We start from the raw sequence: 20,737 nt of genomic DNA on the forward strand, positions 1-20,737 counted from the left end.
ACAAATGCAAATGGGCCTGGACTACACCCTGGTCGAAGACCTGGTGGCTGGCGTCGACGAAGTGGGCCGTGGCCCGCTGTGCGGCGCCGTGGTCACCGCGGCGGTGATCCTCGACCCGAACCGGCCGATCCTGGGGCTCAACGACTCCAAGAAGCTGACCGAGGCCAAGCGCGAGAAGCTGTTCGACGAGATCTGCGAAAAGGCCCTGAGCTGGCACATCGCCCGCGCCGAGGTCGAGGAAATCGACGAGCTGAACATCCTCCACGCCACCATGCTCGCCATGCAGCGCGCGGTGGAAGGCCTGCACATCACCCCCAAGCTTGCGCTGATCGACGGCAACCGCTGCCCGAAACTGGCGGTGCCCAGCGCCCCGGTGGTGCAGGGCGACGCCAAGGTGCCGGCGATTGCCGCCGCCTCCATCCTGGCCAAGGTCAGCCGTGACCGGGAAATGGCCGCGTTCGAGCTGATCTACCCCGGCTACGGCATCGGCGGGCACAAGGGCTACCCCACGCCCGTGCACCTGGAAGCGCTGGCCCGCCTGGGGCCTACGCCTATCCACCGTCGCTCGTTCGCGCCGGTGCGCCAGGCGTATGAGGCGCGGGCGCTGCTGGACCCGGACATGTCGCTGAGCTGAGCTGGCTGATGTTTTGATCAAGGCCCGGTACAATCCGGGCTTTGTTGTTTTGTGCACCTATAGGATCACCATGTCGGTTTCTTTCGTTCATCTTCGCCTGCACACCGAATATTCCCTGGTCGACGGCCTGGTGCGCATCAAGCCACTGGTCAAGGCCCTGGCCGGCATGAACATGCCCGCGGTGGCGGTGACCGACCAGAACAACATGTGTTCGCTGGTCAAGTTCTACAAGACGGCCATGGGCGGCGGCATCAAGCCGATCTGCGGCGCCGACCTGTGGCTGGCCAACAAGGATCCCGACGGCCCGCTGAGCCGCATCAGCCTGCTGGCGATGAACGCCCTGGGCTACCGCAACATCACCGAACTGATCTCCCGCGGTTTCATCGACGGCCAACGCAATGGCCAGGTGATCATCGAGCGCGAGTGGGTGGCCGAGGCCAGCGAGGGCGTGATCTGCCTGTCTGCGGCCAAGGAAGGTGAGATCGGCATGGCGCTGCTGGGCGGCAACCCGCTGGACGCCGAGGCGCTGGTACAGGAGTGGATGGCGGTGTTCCCCGACCGCTTCTACGTGGAAGTGCAGCGCACCAACCGCACCAACGACGAAGAATACCTGCACGCCGCCGTGGCCCTGGCCGACAAGTTCGGCGCGCCGCTGGTGGCCACCAACGACGTGCGCTTCATCCGCCAGGAAGACTTCGAGGCCCACGAGACCCGCGTGTGCATCGGCGAAGGCCGGGCCCTGGATGACCCGCGCCGCAACAAGAACTACAGCGACCAGCAGTACCTGAAAAGCGCCGAGGAAATGCACGCGCTGTTCAGCGACCTGCCCGAGGCGCTGGAAAACACCGTCGAGATCGCCAAGCGTTGCAACATCGACGTCAAGCTGGGCAAGCACTTCCTGCCCGACTACCCGATTCCCGATGGCATGACCATCGACGAATACTTCCGCAAGGTGTCGTTCGACGGTCTGGAAGAGCGCCTGGCGGTGCTGCTGCCGCGCGACACCACCGAGGACTACGAGGCCAAGCGCCAGGTCTACGTGGACCGGCTGAACTTCGAGCTGGATATCATCATCCAGATGGGCTTCCCCGGTTACTTCCTGATCGTGATGGACTTCATCCAGTGGGCCAAGAGCAACGGCGTGCCGGTAGGCCCTGGCCGGGGTTCGGGCGCCGGCTCCCTGGTGGCCTACGTGCAGAAGATCACCGACCTCGACCCGCTGGAATATGACCTGCTGTTCGAACGTTTCCTCAACCCGGAACGGGTCTCCATGCCCGACTTCGACGTCGACTTCTGCATGGACGGCCGCGACCGGGTGATCGACTACGTGGCCGAGAAATACGGCCGCAACGCCGTGAGCCAGATCATTACCTTCGGTTCCATGGCCGCCAAGGCGGTGGTCCGTGACGTGGCGCGGGTGCAGGGCAAGTCCTATGGCCTGGCCGACCGCCTGTCGAAGATGATCCCCTTCGAAGTGGGCATGACCCTGGAGAAGGCCTACGAGCAGGAAGAGATCCTGCGCGACTTCCTCAAGACCGATGAGGAAGCCGGCGAAATCTGGGAGATGGCGCGCAAGCTCGAGGGTATTACCCGTAACGTCGGCAAGCACGCCGGTGGCGTGGTCATCGCCCCCACCAAGCTCACCGACTTCTCGCCCATTTACTGCGACGAGGCCGGCGACGGCCTGGTGACCCAGTTCGACAAGGACGACGTGGAGGCGGCTGGCCTGGTGAAGTTCGACTTCCTCGGGCTGCGTACCCTGACGATCATCGACTGGGCCCTGAAGACCATCAACCGCGACCGCGCCAAGGTCGGCGAAGAGCCGCTGGACATCGCCTTCATCCCGCTGGACGACAAGCCCACCTACAGCCTGCTGCAGAAAGCCGAGACCACCGCGGTGTTCCAGCTTGAATCGCGCGGCATGAAGGAGCTGATCAAGAAACTCAAGCCCGACTGCCTGGAAGACTTGATCGCACTGGTGGCCCTGTTCCGTCCGGGCCCGCTGCAATCGGGCATGGTGGACGACTTCATCAACCGCAAGCACGGCCGCGCCGAGCTGGCCTATCCGCACCCCGACTACCAGTACGAAGGCCTCAAGCCGGTACTGGCACCGACCTACGGCATCATCCTGTACCAGGAACAGGTGATGCAGATCGCCCAGGTGATGGCGGGCTACACCCTGGGTGGCGCGGACATGCTGCGCCGGGCCATGGGTAAGAAAAAGCCCGAGGAAATGGCCAAGCAGCGCGGTGGCTTCATCGAAGGTTGTGCCAACAACAACATCGATGCGGACCTGGCGGGCAACATCTTCGACCTGGTGGAAAAGTTCGCCGGCTACGGCTTCAACAAATCCCACTCCGCCGCCTACGGCCTGGTGTCGTACCAGACCGCCTGGCTGAAAGCCCACTACCCGGCGCCGTTCATGGCCGCGGTACTGTCGGCGGACATGCACAACACCGACAAGGTCGTGACCTTGATCGAGGAAGTGCGCACCATGAAACTGCGCCTCGATGCGCCGGACGTGAACGCCTCGGAGTTCAAGTTCACGGTGAACGACGAAGGCCGCATCATCTATGGCCTGGGTGCCATCAAGGGCGTGGGCGAGGGGCCGGTGGAGGCCATCACCGAGGCCCGCCAGGCCGGCCCGTTCAAGGACCTGTTCGACTTCTGCGAGCGCATCGACCTCAAGCGCGTGAACAAGCGCACCCTCGATGGCCTGATCCGCAGTGGCGCGCTGGACCGCCTGGGGCCGTTCTTCCACGACGAGAGCAAGGCGTACCTGGCCAACATCGACCGCAACCGCGCGGTGCTGCTGGCGGCCATGGAAGAGGCGATCAAGGCGGCCGAGCAGACCGCGCGCACCCATGACAGCGGCCACAGCGACCTGTTCGGCGGCCTGTTCGTGGAGGAAGACGCCGACGTCTACGCCAGCCACCGCAAGGCCAAGGAGCTGACCCTCAAGGAGCGTCTGCGCGGTGAAAAGGAAACCCTGGGCCTGTACCTCACCGGTCACCCGATCGACGAGTACGAAGGCGAGATTCGCCGCTTCGCCCGCCAGCGCATCATCGACCTGAAGCCGGCCCGTGGCACCCAGACGGTGGCGGGCATGGTCATCAACCTGCGGGTGATGAAGAACAAGAAGGGCGACAAGATGGGCTTCATCACCCTCGACGACCGCTCGGCGCGTATCGAGGCCTCGCTGTTCGCCGACGCCTTCATGGCAGCGCAGTCGCTGCTGCAGACCGACGCCATGGTGGTGGTGGAAGGCGAGGTCAGCAACGATGACTTCTCCGGCGGCCTGCGCCTGCGGGTCAACCGCGTGATGACCATGGAAGACGCCCGCACCAACCTGGCCGAGAGCTTGCGCCTGAAGGTGCACGCCGACGCCCTGAAGGGCGACCGCCTGGGCTGGTTGGGCGAGCTGTGCAAGCGCCACCGCGGCGCCTGCCCGATCACCATGGAGTACACCGGCCCCGACGCGAAGGCGCTGTTGCAGTTCGGCGAGGACTACCGAATTGATCCCGGTGATGGTTTGATTCAAGCGCTGCGTGACCAGTTCGGGCGTGAGAACGTCTTCCTGCAATATCGTTGAGCCTGTCAAAGGTGACTAGACTCGACCCAGATCGTTAAACTCGACCTCAATGCGCCCTTTCCCGTATGGTAGGGCGCTTAACGGATCAACCGGCCGGCCGCTTGGCCGTCGACCCAAGACGGATGCCTATGAACCCGAATTTTCTTGATTTCGAACAGCCGATCGCTGACCTGCAAGCCAAGATTGAAGAGCTGCGCCTGGTCGGCAATGACAATTCGCTGAACATCAGCGATGAGATCTCGCGCCTGCAAGACAAGAGCAGCACCCTGACCGAAAGCATTTTCGGCAACCTGACCAGCTGGCAGATCGCACGCATGGCGCGCCACCCGCGCCGTCCGTACACCTTGGACTACATCCAGCACATCTTCACCGAGTTCGATGAGCTGCACGGCGACCGTCATTTCTCCGACGACGCCGCCATCGTCGGTGGTATCGCCCGCCTGGACGACCAGCCAGTGATGGTCATCGGTCACCAGAAAGGCCGTGAAGTGCGCGAGAAAGTGCGTCGCAACTTCGGCATGCCGCGCCCTGAAGGCTACCGCAAGGCCTGCCGCCTGATGGAAATGGCCGAGCGCTTCAAGATGCCGATCCTGACCTTCATCGACACCCCGGGCGCCTACCCGGGCATCGACGCCGAAGAGCGTAACCAGAGCGAAGCCATCGCCTGGAACCTGCGTGTCATGGCGCGCCTGAAAACCCCGATCATCGCCACCGTGATCGGCGAAGGTGGTTCGGGCGGTGCACTGGCCATTGGCGTGTGCGACCAGCTGAACATGCTGCAATACTCCACCTACGCGGTGATCTCGCCTGAAGGCTGCGCTTCCATTCTGTGGAAGACCGCCGAGAAGGCCCCGGACGCCGCCGAGGCCATGGGCATCACGGCCGAGCGCCTGAAAGGCCTGGGTATCGTCGACAAGGTGATCCAGGAGCCGCTGGGCGGCGCCCACCGCGACCCGGCTGCTGCTTCGGCACTGATCCGCAAGGAGCTGAGCTCGCAGCTGGCCATGCTCAAGGGCCTGGACATGGACGCGCTGCTCAAGCGCCGCTATGACCGCCTGATGAGCTACGGCCTGTAAGCATCGCTGCAAAGCCTCCCCGGTGGGGGAGGCCCTGTGGGAGCTGGCTTGCCAGCGAGTTTTTTGGGGCGCCCGAAAAGCTCGCTGGCAAGCCAGCTCCCACATCCATTTCAAGGCTGATGTCGTATGGGGGAGGGGATGAATAGTTTGCTGCGAAGCCTTGCTCCATGGCGCACCGTCCCACGCTGGCACATCGCCCTGTCCGGCGGCCTCGACTCCACCGTCCTGCTGCATCAGTTGGCCACCCTGGCCCGCACCGAATCTATTCCTCCCTTGCACGCCATCCATGTTCATCACGGCCTTCAGGCCGCGGCTGACGCGTGGCCGCAGCATTGCCAGCAGCTGTGTGACAGCCTGGGGGTGCCCTTGACCGTGGTGCGCGTGCAGGTGCTGCCGGGCGCCAGCCTGGAAGCGGGGGGCCGCGAGGCGCGTTACCAGGCGTTCGAGCAGGTGCTGGAAAAGGACGAAGTGCTGCTCACCGGCCAGCACCGCGACGATCAGGCCGAGACTTTGCTGTTTCGCCTGCTGCGCGGTGCCGGCGTGCGCGGCCTGGCCGGCATGGCGGCAGAGCGCGCGTTGGGGCAGGGGTGGTTGCTGCGCCCGCTGCTCGACGTTTCCCGCGCGCAGCTTGAGCAGTACGCCAGCGCCCATCAGCTGGCCTGGGTGGAAGACCCGTCGAACACCGATACCCGTTTCTCGCGCAACTACCTGCGCAACGACGTGCTGCCGGTGATCGCCCGGCGCTGGCCGCAGTTCGCCCAGACCTTCGCCCGCACTGCCGGCCACCTGGCGGAAGCCCAGGTGTTGCTGGCCGAGTTGGCGGCGCAGGATCTGCTGGCGGCGGGCAGCCCCTCGCCATTCCCTTGGCTGACGTTGCCGTCGCTGGAGCTGCACGCCTTGCAGGCGCTGTCCGACGCCCGTCAGCGCAATGCCCTGCAGCATTGGCTGGCACCGCTGACTCGCCTGCCGGACACGCAACACTGGGCCGGCTGGGAGGATTTGCGTGATGCCGCTCCTTCGGCAACCCCGGTATGGGCGCTGGCCGACGGCCAACTGCAGCGCGCCGGTGGCCGCATATGGTGGCTGGCCGACGACTGGTTGCGGGCGCCCCAGGGTGCGATCGACTGGGTTGCCCCGGCCGAGCCACTGCCGTTGCCGGGCAATGGCCACGTGCGGCTGTGCGGCCTGGCGCCGCAGGGGCGGTTGCAGGTTCGTTACCGCGAGGGCGGCGAAGTGCTGGAAATAGAGGGGCGCGGGCACCGCGACCTGAAGCGCCTGCTCAACGAAAGCGGGCTGCCGCCCTTCGTGCGCGGGCGCTTGCCGTTGCTGTTCGTCGACGGTCAACTGCGCGCGGTGGCCAACGTGCCTGCCAAGGGTGGCGAGGGTACGGATTTGCACTGGCTGCCACCGACGAACGCACAACGTTTGAGATGAAAGGCTGTTTCCGGTAGACTACGCTCCCTTCTTGATACAACTTCTGTGCTTGCTCAGCAAACACGGCAGTTGCCGATTGCCAAACCGTTTTTGGCCATCGGGGGCTTCGGCCTTCCTTCGCTTTCCCCGGCGGCTCTGACCGCTTTAACGCAGACTTCTAGGGTTTTTCATGACGCGCTACATCTTCGTCACGGGCGGTGTTGTTTCTTCATTGGGGAAAGGCATTGCTTCGGCATCTTTGGCGGCCATCCTGGAGGCGCGGGGACTTAAGGTCACCATGCTGAAGCTGGACCCGTACATCAACGTCGACCCGGGCACCATGAGCCCGTTCCAGCACGGTGAAGTCTTCGTGACCCACGACGGTGCCGAGACCGACCTCGACCTGGGCCACTACGAGCGGTTCATCCGCACGACCATGACCCAGAACAACAACTTCACCACCGGCCGCGTGTACGAGCACGTGCTGCGCAAGGAGCGCCGTGGTGACTACCTGGGCGCCACCATCCAGGTGATCCCGCACATCACCGACGAAATCAAGCGCCGCATCATCAAGGGCGCCGGCGATGCCGACGTGGCCATGGTCGAGATCGGTGGCACCGTGGGTGACATCGAGTCGCAACCGTTCCTGGAGGCCATCCGCCAGCTGCGCTTCGAAGTGGGCAACAAGCGCGCGATGCTGATGCACCTGACGCTGGTTCCGTACATCGCCACCGCTGGCGAGACCAAGACCAAGCCTACCCAGCACTCGGTGAAGGAGCTGCGCTCCATCGGCCTGCAGCCTGACGTGCTGGTGTGCCGTTCCGACCACCCGATCGACGTGTCCTCGCGCCGCAAGATCGCCCAGTTCACCAACGTTGAAGAACGTGCGGTGATCTCGCTGGAAGACGCCGACACCATCTACAAGATCCCGGGCATCCTGCACTCCCAGGGCCTGGACGATTTCGTCGTCGAGCGCTTCGGCCTGCAGTGCGGTGGCGCCGACCTGTCCGAGTGGGACAAGGTCGTCGATGCCAAGCTGAACCCCGAGCACGAAGTCACCATCGCCATGGTCGGCAAGTACATGGAGCTGCTGGACGCGTACAAGTCGCTGATCGAAGCGATGAGCCACGCGGGCATCAGCAACCGTACCAAGGTCAACCTGCGCTACATCGACTCCGAAGACATCGAGAACCAGGGCACCGGCCTGCTGGAAGGCGCCGACGCCATTCTGGTACCGGGCGGCTTCGGTCTGCGCGGCGTGGAAGGCAAGATCACCGCGGTGCAATACGCTCGCGAGAACAAGGTTCCGTACCTGGGTATCTGCCTGGGCATGCAAGTGGCGGTCATCGAGTTCGCTCGTAACGTCATGGGCTGGAAAGACGCCAACTCCACCGAGTTCGACCGCACCAGCGGCCACCCGGTCGTGGGCCTGATCACCGAGTGGGAAGACGCCACCGGCGCGGTCGAGACCCGTACCGAAGCCTCGGACCTGGGCGGCACCATGCGCCTGGGCGCCCAGGAGTGCCAGCTGGCCAAGGGCTCCAAGGTGTTCGACTGCTACGCCAACGAAGTGATCGTGGAGCGTCACCGTCACCGCTACGAGGTCAACAACAACCTGCTGCCACAGCTGATCGACGCTGGGCTGGTGGTGTCCGGTCGTTCCGGCGACGGCGCCCTGGTTGAAGTGGTGGAAGCCAAGGACCACCCATGGTTCGTGGCTTGCCAGTTCCACCCCGAGTTCACCTCGACCCCACGTGACGGTCACCCGCTGTTCAGTGGCTTCGTCAAGGCGGCCCTGGCTCAACACCAGAAGAAAGCCTGATCAAGGAAGTAATACAGCATGGCGCAGAAAATCATCCGTGTAGGCAACATTGAGATCGCCAACGACAAGCCTTTCGTCTTGTTCGGCGGCATGAATGTGCTCGAGTCGCGGGACATGGCGATGCAGGTCTGCGAAGAATACGTGCGCGTTACCGAGAAACTCGGTATCCCGTACGTGTTCAAGGCCAGCTTCGACAAGGCCAACCGTTCCTCCGTGACCTCGTACCGGGGGCCCGGCCTGGAAGAAGGCATGCGCATCTTCGAGGAAGTGAAGAAGACCTTCGGCGTGCCGCTGATCACCGACGTCCACGAGCCGGCCCAGGCCGCCGTGGTCGCCGAGGTCTGCGACATCATCCAGCTGCCGGCCTTCCTGTCGCGCCAGACCGACCTGGTGGTGGCCATGGCCAAGACCGGTGCAGTCATCAACATCAAGAAGGCGCAATTCCTCGCGCCGCAGGAAATGAAACACATCCTGACCAAGTGCGAGGAAGCCGGCAACGATCAGTTGATCCTGTGTGAGCGCGGTTCGAGCTTCGGCTACAACAACCTGGTGGTGGACATGCTCGGCTTCGGCATCATGAAGTCGTTCGAGTACCCGGTGTTCTTCGACGTCACCCACGCCCTGCAGATGCCGGGCGGGCGTTCGGATTCCGCCGGCGGCCGCCGTGCCCAGGTCACCGACCTGGCCAAGGCGGGCATGTCCCAGGGCCTGGCTGGCCTGTTCCTGGAAGCCCACCCGGACCCGGACAACGCCAAGTGCGATGGCCCCTGCGCCCTGCGCCTCGACAAGCTGGAGCCGTTCCTGGCCCAGCTCAAGCAATTGGACGATCTGGTTAAAAGTTTTCCGACGGTAGAAACCGCGTAACAACTTTTTTCCGGTAAAGTACCTCTCGATTCACTCTGGCCCGCTCGGGCCAGAGCCTTGTCGACCGAAGGCCTGCCTGCCGTATTGAGCCTTCGGCCACAACAGATTTCCCTCAGCAGTGTCGTTTTGGTCAAATTTGGAGTGCTTATAACAATGGCAAAAATCGTCGACATCAAAGGTCGTGAAGTTCTCGACTCCCGTGGCAATCCCACTGTGGAAGCCGACGTGCTTCTCGATAACGGCATCATCGGCAGCGCTTGCGCGCCGTCCGGTGCTTCCACCGGTTCGCGTGAAGCACTCGAGCTGCGTGATGGCGACAAGAGCCGTTACATGGGCAAGGGCGTACTGAAGGCCGTGGCCAACATCAATGGCCCGATCCGCTCGCTGCTGCTGGGCAAGGATCCTGCGGACCAGAAAGCCCTGGACCACGCCATGATCGAACTCGACGGCACTGAAAACAAAGCGTCGCTGGGTGCCAACGCCATCCTCGCCGTTTCCCTGGCTGCCGCCAAGGCCGCTGCCCAGGACCAGGACATCCCGCTGTACGCTCACATCGCCAACCTCAACGGCACCCCTGGCGTCTACTCCATGCCAGTACCGATGATGAACATCATCAACGGCGGCGAGCACGCCGACAACAACGTCGACATCCAGGAGTTCATGGTGCAGCCGGTTGGCGCCAAGACCTTCTCCGACGGCCTGCGCATGGGCACCGAGATTTTCCACCACCTCAAGGCTGTGCTGAAGGCCCGTGGCCTGAACACTGCCGTGGGTGACGAGGGCGGCTTCGCGCCGAACCTGACCTCCAACGAAGACGCGCTGTCGGCCATCGCCGAAGCCGTGGCCAACGCTGGTTACAAGCTGGGCACCGACGTGACCCTGGCCCTGGACTGCGCAGCCAGCGAATTCTACGAAGACGGCGTGTACAACCTGGCCGGCGAAGGCCACAGCTTCGACGCCGCCGGTTTTGCCGACTACCTGAAAGGCCTGACCGAGCGTTTCCCGATCATCTCGATCGAAGACGGCCTGGACGAGTCCGACTGGGCTGGCTGGAAAGTGCTGACCGAGAAGCTGGGCGACAAGGTGCAGCTGGTGGGCGACGACCTGTTCGTGACCAACACCAAGATCCTGAAGGAAGGCATCGATAAAAAGATCGCCAACTCCATCCTGATCAAGTTCAACCAGATCGGCACCCTGACCGAAACCCTGGAAGCCATCCAGATGGCCAAGGCCGCCGGCTACACCGCGGTCATTTCGCACCGTTCGGGCGAAACCGAGGACTCGACCATTGCCGACCTGGCCGTGGGTACCGCCGCTGGTCAGATCAAGACTGGCTCGCTGTGCCGCTCGGACCGCGTGTCCAAGTACAACCAACTGCTGCGCATTGAAGAACAACTGGGCGCCAAGGCGGTCTATCGTGGCCGTGCCGAGTTTCGCGGCTAAGCTTTAGATGGTACAAAGCAAGCGCTGTACAGCACAAAGCCTGGCCTAGCCAGGCTTCGTGCCATCAGTACGGCCGTTTATTTCCACTGGATACCTTGATGCGCAGTCCCTATTGGTTGTTCCTTGTCCTGCTCTTGCTGCTGGGTGGCCTGCAGTACCGCCTCTGGGTCGGTAACGGCAGCCTGGCCCAGGTGTCGAGCCTTGAGCAGCAGATCGCCGACCAGCACGCCGAAAACGAGCGCCTGCTGGAGCGTAACCGTGTCCTCGACGCGGAAGTGGCGGAACTGAAAAAGGGCATGGAGACCGTTGAAGAACGGGCTCGCCATGAACTGGGCATGGTCAAGGACGGTGAAACCCTTTATCAGTTGGCGCAATGACCTATTCTTCCCCTGCCTTCTGGGCAGTGATTCCTGCCGCAGGCGTTGGTGCCCGTATGGCAGCCGACCGGCCCAAGCAATACCTGCAACTGGGCGGCCGAACCATTCTCGAACACAGCCTGGCCTGTTTCCTCGACCACCCCGGGCTCAAGGGCCTGGTGGTCAGCCTGGCTGAAGACGACCCCTATTGGCCTGACCTGGCCAGTGCCCGTGACCCGCGTATCCAGCGTGCCCCTGGCGGCGCCGAGCGTGCCGACTCGGTGCTCAATGCCTTGCTGCACCTGCACGCCCAGGGCGCTGCCGATGACGATTGGGTGCTGGTGCACGACGCCGCGCGGCCCAACCTGGCGCGCACCGACCTCGACAAGCTGCTGGGCGAGCTGGCCCACGACCCGGTGGGCGGCCTGCTGGCCGTGCCGGCCAAGGACACCCTCAAGCGCGCCGACGCCCATGGCCGCGTGGCGGAAACCGTCGACCGCAGCACCATCTGGCAAGCTTATACGCCGCAGATGTTCCGCCTCGGTGCCTTGCACCGAGCGCTGGCGGACAGCCTGGTGGCGGACGTGGCGATTACCGATGAAGCCTCTGCCATGGAGTGGGCCGGGCAAGCGCCGCGGCTGATCGAAGGGCGTTCGGACAACCTCAAGGTGACCCGGCCTGAGGACCTGGAGTGGCTGCGCCAGCGTTGGGCGCAGCGTCCGCACTAGTCCTGTAGCCGCTGCCGCCAGGCTGCGCTGGCCTGATGCCTCGCTGAGGATCTTTGGCGTACATAAGGGCCAGCGCAGCCTGGCGGCAGCGGCTACAGATGATTGGCTTGATATTCGGGTCTTGACGCCAACCCTGCCTTCAAATAATCCACCAGCTTCCTCACCTTAGGCGACAGGTGCCGCTGCTGCGGGTACAGCGCCCACACTGCCGTGTTCGGCGGTTGGTGCGCCTCCAGCAACGACACCAGCGCGCCGCTGTGCAAATGTTCCAGTACGTAATAGTCCGGCAGCTGACACAAGCCTATCCCCTGCAACGCCGCATCCAGCACCGCCTGCCCGCTGTTGCAGCGCCAATTGCCCTGTACCCGCTGCGCCAGTTCGCGGCCCTCGTTCTGCAGTTGCCAGACGTCCGAGCTGCCAACCAGGCAGTTGTGCCGCGCCAGTTCCGACAGGCTGTGCGGGCGGCCATAGCGTGCAAGGTAGGAAGGTGATGCGCACAGGTACATGCGCCGCGGCGCCAGGCGCGACGCCACCTGCCGCGAATCCTGCAGGCGGCCCAGGCGTATGCCCAGGTCCAGGCCTTCGTGCACCAGGTCGAGGGTGCGGTTGGTCAGCTCGATGTCCACCCGCAGTTGCGGGTACAGCCCCATGAAGCGGGTCACCAGCGGCACGATGAAGCGCTCGCCGTAGGCCACGGCGCAGGTCATGCGCAGCAGGCCCTTGGGTTCGCTGTTGAGGTCGCCCATGGCGCGCAGGGCTTCCTCGCGGCCGTCCTGCAGGCGCTGGCAGTGCTGCAGGAAGGTCTGCCCGGCCTCGGTCAGGGTCACGCGCCGGGTGCTGCGGTACAGCAGGCGGGTCTGCAGGCGTTCTTCCAGCCGGGCGATCTGCCGGCTGATGTGCGACGAGGAGATGCCCAGGCGCTCCGCCGCCGCGGTGAACTGGCTGCACTCGGCGACGGCGACGAATTCGTCGATACCGTCCCAGCGGTTGTCGCTCATTGATTATCCCTGCATGGCAATAATGTTTTGTCTTTGGCCTGATTATTCCTCAATGGCCCATGAATTACACTGAACGTCTTACTTAAACACTTCAGGAGAAGGTTGCGATGATCAAGTCCCGTGCCGCAGTAGCATTCGAGGCCAAGAAGCCGCTGGAAATCGTCGAAGTCGACGTGGCGATGCCCAAGGCTGGCGAAGTGCTGGTGCGTGTGGTCGCTTCCGGTGTGTGCCACACCGACGCCTACACCCTGTCCGGTGCCGACCCTGAAGGCATCTTCCCGTCGATCCTGGGCCACGAAGGTGGTGGCATCGTCGAAGCCATCGGCGAAGGCGTGACCTCGGTGGCCGTGGGCGACCACGTGATCCCGCTGTACACCGCCGAATGCCGCCAGTGCAAATTCTGCCTGTCGGGCAAGACCAACCTCTGCCAGGCCGTGCGCGCCACCCAGGGCAAGGGCCTGATGCCCGACGGCACCTCGCGTTTCTCCTACAACGGCAAGCCGCTGTTCCACTACATGGGCACCTCGACCTTCTCGGAATACACCGTGCTGCCGGAAATCTCCGTGGCCAAGATCCAGAAGGAAGCGCCGCTGGAGAAGGTCTGCCTGCTGGGTTGCGGCGTGACCACCGGCATCGGTGCGGTGCTCAACACCGCCAAGGTCAAGCCGGGTGACACCGTGGCCATCTTCGGCCTGGGCGGCATCGGCCTGTCGGCGGTCATCGGCGCGGTCAAGGCCAAGGCCAGCCGCATCATCGCCATCGACATCAACCCGGCCAAGTTCGAGATCGCTCGCCAGCTGGGCGCCACCGACTGCGTCAACCCGAAAGACTTCGACCGTCCTATCCAGGAAGTCATCGTCGACATGACCGACGGCGGCGTCGACTTCTCGTTCGAGTGCATCGGCAACGTGCACCTGATGCGTGCCGCCCTGGAATGCGCCCACAAGGGCTGGGGTGAGTCGGTGATCATCGGCGTGGCCGGCGCGGGCCAGGAAATTTCCACCCGTCCGTTCCAGCTGGTGACCGGTCGCGTCTGGCGCGGTTCGGCGTTCGGTGGCGTGCGTGGCCGCACCGAGCTGCCAAGCTACGTGGAAATGGCCGAGAAGGGCGAGATCCCGCTGGACACCTTCATCACCCACACCATGGGCCTGGAAGACATCAACAAGGCGTTCGACCTGATGCACGAAGGCAAGAGCATTCGTTCGGTCATCCACTTCTGAGGTTGCCCATGAGCCTGGAAAACATCTCCTGCCAGAAAAGCGCCGGCGGTTGGCACAAGCGCTACCGCCACCGCTCGGACGTGCTGGGTTGCGACATGACCTTCGCCGTCTACCTGCCGCCCCAGGCGGAGCAGGGCGGCACGCTGCCGGTGTTGTACTGGCTGTCGGGGCTGACCTGCACGGACGAGAACTTCATGCAGAAGGCCGGCGCCCACAAGCTGGCCGCCGAGCTGGGCCTGATCATCGTCGCACCGGACACCAGCCCGCGCGGCGCCGATGTGCCCGGTGACCCCGACGGCGCCTGGGACTTCGGCCTGGGGGCGGGGTTCTACCTCAACGCCACCCAGCAGCCGTGGGCCCAGCACTACCGCATGCACGACTACGTGGTGAATGAGCTGCCAGCCCTGGTGGAGGCGCATTTCCCGGCCTCCGACCGCCGTGCCATCAGCGGTCACTCCATGGGTGGCCACGGCGCGCTGGTGTGCGCCTTGCGCAACCCGGGGCGCTACCGTTCGGTGTCGGCGTTCTCGCCCATCAGCAATCCCATGGATTGCCCATGGGGCCAGAAGGCCTTCACCCGCTACCTGGGCGAGGAGCGTTCGCGCTGGCGCGAGTGGGATGCGTCGGTGCTGATGGCCGAGAGCAAGGCGCCCCAGGCGTTCCTGGTGGACCAGGGCGACCGTGACGATTTCCTCGTCAACCAGCTCAAGCCCGAGGCGCTGGTGCAGGCGGCGAAGGTCGCAGGCCACGACCTGCAGCTGCGCCTGCAGCCTGGCTACGATCACAGCTACTACTTCATCGCCAGCTTCATCGACGACCACCTGCGTCACCACGCCGCGGCATTGGCCCAATGATGTCGTTTTGCCCTTGATTCACGGCGTTTCGGGGCCGCTTTTTGCGGCCCCGTTGTTACATAAAGCAGGTAGAATCACGCCCTGTCTCCTTCAGGGCTTTTCTATTTATGCGTATTGGCCACGGCTACGATGTGCACCGTTTCGCTGACGGCGATTTCATTACCCTGGGCGGCGTTCGCATCGCTCACAAATTCGGCCTGCTCGCCCATTCCGATGGTGACGTGCTGCTGCACGCCCTGAGCGATGCGCTGCTCGGCGCCGCCGCGCTGGGTGATATCGGCAAGCACTTCCCCGACACCGATCCGCAATTCAAGGGCGCCGACAGCCGCGTGCTGCTGCGCCACGTGGTCGGCATCGTCCAGGCCAAGGGCTGGAAGGTCGGCAACGTCGACGCCACCATCGTCGCCCAGGCGCCGAAGATGGCCCCGCACATCGACACCATGCGCAGCCTGATCGCCGCCGACCTGCAGGTCGAACTGGACCAGGTCAACGTCAAGGCCACCACCACCGAAAAGCTGGGCTTCACCGGCCGTGAGGAAGGTATCGCGGTTCACGCCGTCGCCTTGTTGCTGCCAGCATGAACGAACTCGAACTGTTGGGCCCCTGCGCCGCCGGGCCGGCCCTGGGCCGCGCCGTGCTGAAAGCCACTGCCGAAGACTTCCAGGTCGACGAGGTGCTGGACATCCCGTTGGCGGGCGAGGGCGAGCACCTGTGGCTGTGGGTGGAAAAACGCAACCTCAACACCGAAGAGGCCGCCCGCCGCCTGGCCAAGGCCGCCGGCGTGCCGCTGCGTACCGTCAGCTACGCGGGCCTCAAGGACCGCCAGGCGCTGACCCGGCAATGGTTCAGCCTGCACCTGCCCGGCAAGGCCGACCCGGACCTGAGCGCCGCTGAAAACGAAACCCTGGCCATCCTCAAGGTCGCCCGCCACAAGCGCAAGCTGCAGCGCGGCGCGCACTCGGCCAACGGCTTCACCCTGCGCCTGACCGCGCTGGAGGCTGACCGCGCGGCCCTGGACGCACGTTTGGAACAGCTCAAGACCACTGGCGTACCGAACTACTTCGGCACCCAGCGGTTTGGCTTCCAGGGTGGCAACGTCCACGACGCCCGCCAGTGGGCCGAACGCCAGGCCCTGCCGGAACAGCGCAACGTGCGTTCGCGCCTGCTGTCCACGGCGCGCAGCTACCTGTTCAACCAGGTGCTGGCCGCGCGCGTCGGCGACGGCAGTTGGAACCAGGCCCGGGTCGGCGACCTGCTGGCGTTCACCGACAGCCGCAGCTTCTTCCCGGCCGGCGAGGCCGAGTGCAGCGACCCGCGCCTGGCCATTCTCGACCTGCACCCCACCGGCCCGATGTGGGGCGAAGGTGACTCGCCGGCCGCTGGCGCCATCCATGAACTGGAACAGAATGTCGGCGCGCGGTTGGCGCCGCTCGGCGAATGGTTGGCAAAAGCGGGCATGGCGCACGAACGCCGCATCCTGCGGCTGCCCATCGGCGGGCTGGCGTGGCATTATCCGGAGCCTGACATTCTGCAATTGGAATTCGTCCTTCCGGCCGGATGCTTCGCCACCGTGGTGGTGCGCGAGCTTGTTGATCTGGTGCCGGCAGGGCAGACGGAAAGCCCATGCGTATTCTGATTTCAAACGATGATGGTGTCGCCGCCCCCGGCCTGGCCGCGCTGCATGACGCGCTGGCCGGCTTTGCCGAGTGCACGGTCATTGCCCCCGACGGCGACCGCAGCGGTGCCAGCAGTTCGCTGACCCTGGACCGGCCGCTGCACCCGCAGCGCCTGGCCAACGGTTTCATCAGCCTCAATGGCACCCCCACCGATTGCGTGCACCTGGGCCTCAACGGCCTGTTGCCGCAGGAGCCGGACCTGGTGGTGTCAGGCATCAACCTGGGGGCCAACCTGGGCGACGACGTGCTCTACTCGGGCACCGTCGGTGCCGCGCTGGAAGGGCGTTTCCTGGGGGGCACCTCGTTTGCGTTCTCGTTCCTGTCGCGCCAGGTGGACAACCTGGCCACCGCCGCCTGGTACGCCCGGCACCTGGTGCAGGCTCACGGTGAGTTGAACCTGCCGCCGCGCACCGTGCTCAACGTCAACATTCCCAATCTGCCGCTGGAGCGCATCCGCGGCATCCAGCTGACCCGCCTGGGCCACCGCGCTCGCGCAGCGGCGCCCACGCGCGTGGTCGACCCGCGCGGCAAGGAAGGCTACTGGATCGCTGCCGCCGGCAATGCCGAGGATGGCGGCCCGGGCACCGACTTCCACGCGGTGATGCAAGGCTACGTGTCGGTCACCCCCTTGCAGCTGGACCGCACCTTCAGCCCGGCGTTCGACAGCCTGGAAACCTGGCTGGAGGGCCTACGCTGATGCGCGAACAAGATGACCTGAACCGTCGCGGCATCGGTTTCACCTCCCAGCGCACCCGCGAGCGGCTGATCCAGCGCCTGTACGAAGAGGGCGTGAGCAACGAGCGGGTGCTGGACGTGATCCGCCGCACCCCGCGTCATCTGTTCGTCGACGAAGCCTTGGCGCACCGCGCCTACGAGGACACGGCGCTGCCCATCGGCCACAACCAGACCATCTCCCAGCCCTACATGGTGGCGCGCATGAGTGAGCTGCTGCTGGAGGCCGGGCCGCTGGACAAGGTCATGGAGATCGGCACGGGCTCGGGCTACCAGACCGCGGTGTTGTCGCAGCTGGTGGAGCGGGTGTTCTCGGTCGAACGCATCAAGGTGCTGCAGGACCGCGCCAAGGAGCGCCTGGTGGAGCTCAACCTGCGCAACGTGGTGTTCCGCTGGGGCGATGGCTGGGAAGGCTGGCCGGCGCTGGCGCCGTACAACGGCATCATCGTCACCGCCGTGGCCACCGACGTGCCCCAGGCGCTGCTGGACCAGTTGGCGCCGGGGGGGCGCCTAGTCATTCCGGTGGGTTCGGGGGAGGTGCAGCAACTGATGCTGATCGTCCGCGAAGATCAGGGTTTTTCCCGGCATGTGCTGGGAGCGGTGCGTTTCGTGCCGCTGCTCAACGGGCCCCTGGCCTGAGCAGGATTTCGTTGGCTGACGGTGAATTCTTTGGCAGGGCACGGGTCTGACAGCGCAGCCTTCACAGGTTGTAACGCGAATACGTCAGAAATATGCGTGTGGATGGTTATAATTGCGACACAACAGTCTATTTTTCTATCAGCCACCATTTTCAAGGGAGCGGCGGGTGAGTCCCACAGTCATTCGGCAGCATGCAGGACTATCGAGCTACAAGCTTCTGGTGATTGGCCTCGCCCTTGCAACGACCCTGGCTGGCTGCGCAAGCCACCCTTCGGGCGGCGTGCGGGTGGTCGACCGCAGCAGCGGCGGGGCAGCCTCGGCGCCGGCCGCGCCAGAGCGCCAGCCGGTCACCACGGGCCAGTACCGGGTCAAGCGCGGCGATACCCTGTTCTCCATCGCCTTCCGCTACTCCTGGGACTACAAGGCCCTGGCTGCCCGCAATAACATCCCCGAGCCCTATACCATTCATCCGGGACAGGTCATTCGCTTCGGTGATGGCAGCGCTCCATCTGCACCGGTCGCCGCGGCGCAAACTGAAACCTCGGCGTCGCCGTCGGGCTCGTTCAAGGTCACTCGTCGGCCCATTATCTTCACACCCGTGCCGGGTGCCCCGGGTCAGAAAACCGCGCCACCGGCCCCCGTTGCAGTCGCTCCCGAGCCGGTGCCGGTGCCTGCGGGCGAGAAGATCACAGGCGGTTGGACATGGCCTGCCAACGGCGTGCTGATTGGAAAATTTGCTTCAAACGGTAGTTTGAATAAAGGCGTTGATATCGCCGGGGAATTGGGACAGCCTGTTTTTGCTGCGTCTGATGGTTCGGTGGTGTACGCCGGGAGTGGGTTGCGGGGCTACGGCGAGTTGGTAATCATCAAGCACAGCGATACCTACGTCAGTGCCTACGGTCACAACCGCAGGCTCTTGGTTCGGGAGGGGCAGCAGGTCAAGGCCGGGCAGACAATTGCCGAGATGGGTTCCACGGGTACCGACCGGGTGAAGCTCCACTTCGAGATTCGCCGGCAGGGCAAGCCAGTAGACCCCTTGCAGTTTTTGCCACGACGTTGATCGTTGCCAAGCCTGTTCCTTCGATGTAGCGGGGACAGGCTTTAGCGTAGCCAAGGATAAGCGCGACGCTAGAGCTTGAGGTCGAACTCAACAAAGGACTATAACAAATGGCTCTCAACAAAGAAGCGCCGGAGTTTGACATCGACGATGAGGTGCTCCTTATGGAAACCGGCATCGTCCTGGACGCTGAGGCGGACGATGAACCCGTGGTACCCACGGTTCGTGCCAAGGCCAAGAACTCCACAGCACTCAAGCAACACAAGTACATCGATTACACCCGTGCGCTGGATGCGACACAGCTGTATTTGAACGAAATCGGCTTTTCCCCCCTGTTGTCCCCGGAAGAAGAAGTCCATTTTGCGCGCCTGTCGCAAAAGGGTGATCCGGCCGGCCGCAAGCGCATGATCGAAAGCAACCTGCGCCTGGTGGTGAAAATCGCCCGTCGCTACGTCAACCGTGGCCTGTCCCTGCTCGACCTGATCGAGGAAGGCAACCTGGGGCTTATCCGGGCCGTCGAGAAATTCGACCCCGAGCGCGGTTTCCGCTTCTCTACCTACGCCACCTGGTGGATTCGCCAGACCATCGAACGCGCCATCATGAACCAGACCCGGACCATCCGGCTGCCGATTCATGTCGTGAAGGAACTCAACGTCTACCTGCGGGCGGCGCGCGAACTGACCCAGAAACTCGACCACGAGCCGTCGCCGGAAGAAATCGCCAGCCTGCTGGAGAAGCCGGTGGGCGAGGTCAAGCGCATGCTCGGGCTCAACGAGCGGGTGTCCTCGGTGGACGTTTCCCTCGGCCCGGACTCCGACAAGACCCTGCTCGACACCCTCACGGACGACCGTCCCACCGACCCCTGCGAGCTGCTGCAGGACGATGACCTGTCCCAGAGCATCGACCAGTGGCTCTCCGAGCTCACCGACAAGCAGCGCGAAGTGGTAGTGCGGCGCTTCGGCCTGCGTGGCCACGAAAGCAGTACCCTGGAAGACGTCGGCCTGGAAATCGGCCTTACCCGGGAGCGGGTTCGCCAGATCCAGGTCGAGGGCTTGAAGCGCTTGCGCGAGATCCTCGAGAAGAACGGCCTGTCCAGCGAATCATTGTTCCAGTAATTCGTTTGGCGGTTCAGGCGCCCCGACTGGTTCGGGGCGTTTTTGTTTCTGGCGTTCGGGTCAGCGATCACCAGCGCGTTCTGTAAGTGATTGTGGACTGCGGCTGTCAAACGTCTTCCATGGCTATGCGCAACGTACTGTTCTGTCTGGTTTTTCCTGACTGTTGCAGCTTGGAAAAGACTTTTCCTGAAAGACTTGTGCAGTTGAATCGTCATCTGGATTCTCTATGATCGAACCAGTGCCAAGGAGCAGGCACAGGCTCTCAAGGATGAGCGCCAGGACACCGCAGGACGCGGTTCATCAGGACGATGACAGGGATACAGGGAATAGGGACAGAAAAGGTGGGCGGGTCATACCGCCCCTTTTTTTTTGCCTTTTGAAAAGCGGTTCGGCGGCAGTGCGTTAACGCAGCCACCGCAGCCACCGCAGCCACCGCGCACCGCTGTTGATCTTGATCCCGTGCGGCCTTTGATCTTGATTGTGTGCCCCGTAAAGCGCCAGGGCCGACTGGAGGCGTT

General features: G+C 64.0%; 18 protein-coding genes. 17 read left to right on the forward strand and 1 reads right to left on the reverse strand.

Annotated features, from left to right (window positions below):
• Positions 1-4 precede the first annotated feature (4 nt).
• The 9 genes from rnhB to ispD all read left to right on the forward strand — a co-directional run bounded on the left by rnhB (position 5) and on the right by ispD (position 11,928).
• Complete coding sequence (rnhB, locus tag ACWKWX_RS30195) at positions 5-634, forward strand: ribonuclease HII (protein WP_473006818.1); 630 nt, start codon at positions 5-7, stop codon at positions 632-634.
• A 70-nt stretch (positions 635-704) separates the two neighbouring features.
• Positions 705-4,226 (forward strand): DNA polymerase III subunit alpha, encoded by a 3,522-nt coding sequence (gene dnaE, locus ACWKWX_RS30200; RefSeq protein ID WP_483829653.1) that lies wholly within the window; start codon positions 705-707, stop codon positions 4,224-4,226.
• Positions 4,227-4,354: 128 nt separating this feature from the next.
• Positions 4,355-5,302 (forward strand): acetyl-CoA carboxylase carboxyltransferase subunit alpha, encoded by a 948-nt coding sequence (locus tag ACWKWX_RS30205; protein ID WP_416422854.1) that lies wholly within the window; start codon positions 4,355-4,357, stop codon positions 5,300-5,302.
• A 138-nt stretch (positions 5,303-5,440) separates the two neighbouring features.
• The gene (tilS, locus tag ACWKWX_RS30210) at positions 5,441-6,736 is read left to right on the forward strand and encodes a tRNA lysidine(34) synthetase TilS (RefSeq protein WP_483829654.1); all 1,296 of its coding nucleotides are present in this window, start codon (positions 5,441-5,443) and stop codon (positions 6,734-6,736) included.
• 169 nt (positions 6,737-6,905) lie between these two features.
• Complete coding sequence (gene pyrG / locus ACWKWX_RS30215; RefSeq protein WP_416422856.1) at positions 6,906-8,537, forward strand: CTP synthase; 1,632 nt, start codon at positions 6,906-6,908, stop codon at positions 8,535-8,537.
• Between the two features lie 18 nt (positions 8,538-8,555).
• Positions 8,556-9,401 carry a 3-deoxy-8-phosphooctulonate synthase gene (gene kdsA / locus ACWKWX_RS30220; RefSeq protein ID WP_416422857.1) on the forward strand — a complete coding sequence of 282 codons (846 nt, stop codon included), beginning with the start codon at positions 8,556-8,558 and terminating at the stop codon, positions 9,399-9,401.
• 153 nt (positions 9,402-9,554) lie between these two features.
• Positions 9,555-10,844: a phosphopyruvate hydratase gene (eno, locus tag ACWKWX_RS30225; RefSeq protein WP_416422858.1), complete on the forward strand. Its 1,290-nt coding sequence runs from the start codon at positions 9,555-9,557 to the stop codon at positions 10,842-10,844.
• A gap of 98 nt (positions 10,845-10,942) precedes the next feature.
• Positions 10,943-11,221 carry a cell division protein FtsB gene (ftsB, locus tag ACWKWX_RS30230; protein WP_008366399.1) on the forward strand — a complete coding sequence of 93 codons (279 nt, stop codon included), beginning with the start codon at positions 10,943-10,945 and terminating at the stop codon, positions 11,219-11,221.
• Positions 11,218-11,928: a 2-C-methyl-D-erythritol 4-phosphate cytidylyltransferase gene (gene ispD, locus ACWKWX_RS30235; protein WP_473005605.1), complete on the forward strand. Its 711-nt coding sequence runs from the start codon at positions 11,218-11,220 to the stop codon at positions 11,926-11,928. Before ftsB ends, ispD begins: the two co-directional genes overlap by 4 nt.
• A gap of 92 nt (positions 11,929-12,020) precedes the next feature.
• Here the strand turns inward: ispD and ACWKWX_RS30240 are convergent, their stop codons facing one another.
• Entirely contained in the window at positions 12,021-12,926 is a 906-nt protein-coding gene (locus tag ACWKWX_RS30240; RefSeq protein ID WP_416422860.1) for a LysR substrate-binding domain-containing protein, read from the reverse strand.
• A 107-nt stretch (positions 12,927-13,033) separates the two neighbouring features.
• Between ACWKWX_RS30240 and ACWKWX_RS30245 the strand changes: the two genes are divergently transcribed.
• The 8 genes from ACWKWX_RS30245 to rpoS all read left to right on the forward strand — a co-directional run bounded on the left by ACWKWX_RS30245 (position 13,034) and on the right by rpoS (position 20,219).
• Positions 13,034-14,146 carry an S-(hydroxymethyl)glutathione dehydrogenase/class III alcohol dehydrogenase gene (locus tag ACWKWX_RS30245; RefSeq protein ID WP_416422861.1) on the forward strand — a complete coding sequence of 371 codons (1,113 nt, stop codon included), beginning with the start codon at positions 13,034-13,036 and terminating at the stop codon, positions 14,144-14,146.
• An 8-nt stretch (positions 14,147-14,154) separates the two neighbouring features.
• Positions 14,155-15,000 (forward strand): S-formylglutathione hydrolase, encoded by an 846-nt coding sequence (gene fghA, locus ACWKWX_RS30250; protein WP_416422862.1) that lies wholly within the window; start codon positions 14,155-14,157, stop codon positions 14,998-15,000.
• A 107-nt stretch (positions 15,001-15,107) separates the two neighbouring features.
• Positions 15,108-15,581 (forward strand): 2-C-methyl-D-erythritol 2,4-cyclodiphosphate synthase, encoded by a 474-nt coding sequence (gene ispF / locus ACWKWX_RS30255; protein WP_416422863.1) that lies wholly within the window; start codon positions 15,108-15,110, stop codon positions 15,579-15,581.
• Positions 15,578-16,636: a tRNA pseudouridine(13) synthase TruD gene (gene truD, locus ACWKWX_RS30260; protein ID WP_473005606.1), complete on the forward strand. Its 1,059-nt coding sequence runs from the start codon at positions 15,578-15,580 to the stop codon at positions 16,634-16,636. Before ispF ends, truD begins: the two co-directional genes overlap by 4 nt.
• On the forward strand, positions 16,624-17,373 hold the full coding sequence (gene surE, locus ACWKWX_RS30265; protein WP_473005607.1) for a 5'/3'-nucleotidase SurE: 750 nt from the start codon (positions 16,624-16,626) through the stop codon (positions 17,371-17,373). The genes truD and surE overlap by 13 nt, the downstream gene beginning before the upstream one ends.
• Positions 17,373-18,047 (forward strand): protein-L-isoaspartate(D-aspartate) O-methyltransferase, encoded by a 675-nt coding sequence (locus tag ACWKWX_RS30270; protein ID WP_416422866.1) that lies wholly within the window; start codon positions 17,373-17,375, stop codon positions 18,045-18,047. Before surE ends, ACWKWX_RS30270 begins: the two co-directional genes overlap by 1 nt.
• Before the next feature lie 166 nt (positions 18,048-18,213).
• Positions 18,214-19,107, forward strand: a complete 894-nt coding sequence (locus ACWKWX_RS30275) for a peptidoglycan DD-metalloendopeptidase family protein (protein ID WP_483829655.1) — start codon at positions 18,214-18,216, stop codon at positions 19,105-19,107.
• A 107-nt stretch (positions 19,108-19,214) separates the two neighbouring features.
• On the forward strand, positions 19,215-20,219 hold the full coding sequence (gene rpoS / locus ACWKWX_RS30280) for an RNA polymerase sigma factor RpoS (RefSeq protein WP_416422868.1): 1,005 nt from the start codon (positions 19,215-19,217) through the stop codon (positions 20,217-20,219).
• The last annotated feature ends 518 nt before the right edge of the window (positions 20,220-20,737 follow it).

The organism is Pseudomonas imperatae (assembly GCF_057128625.1).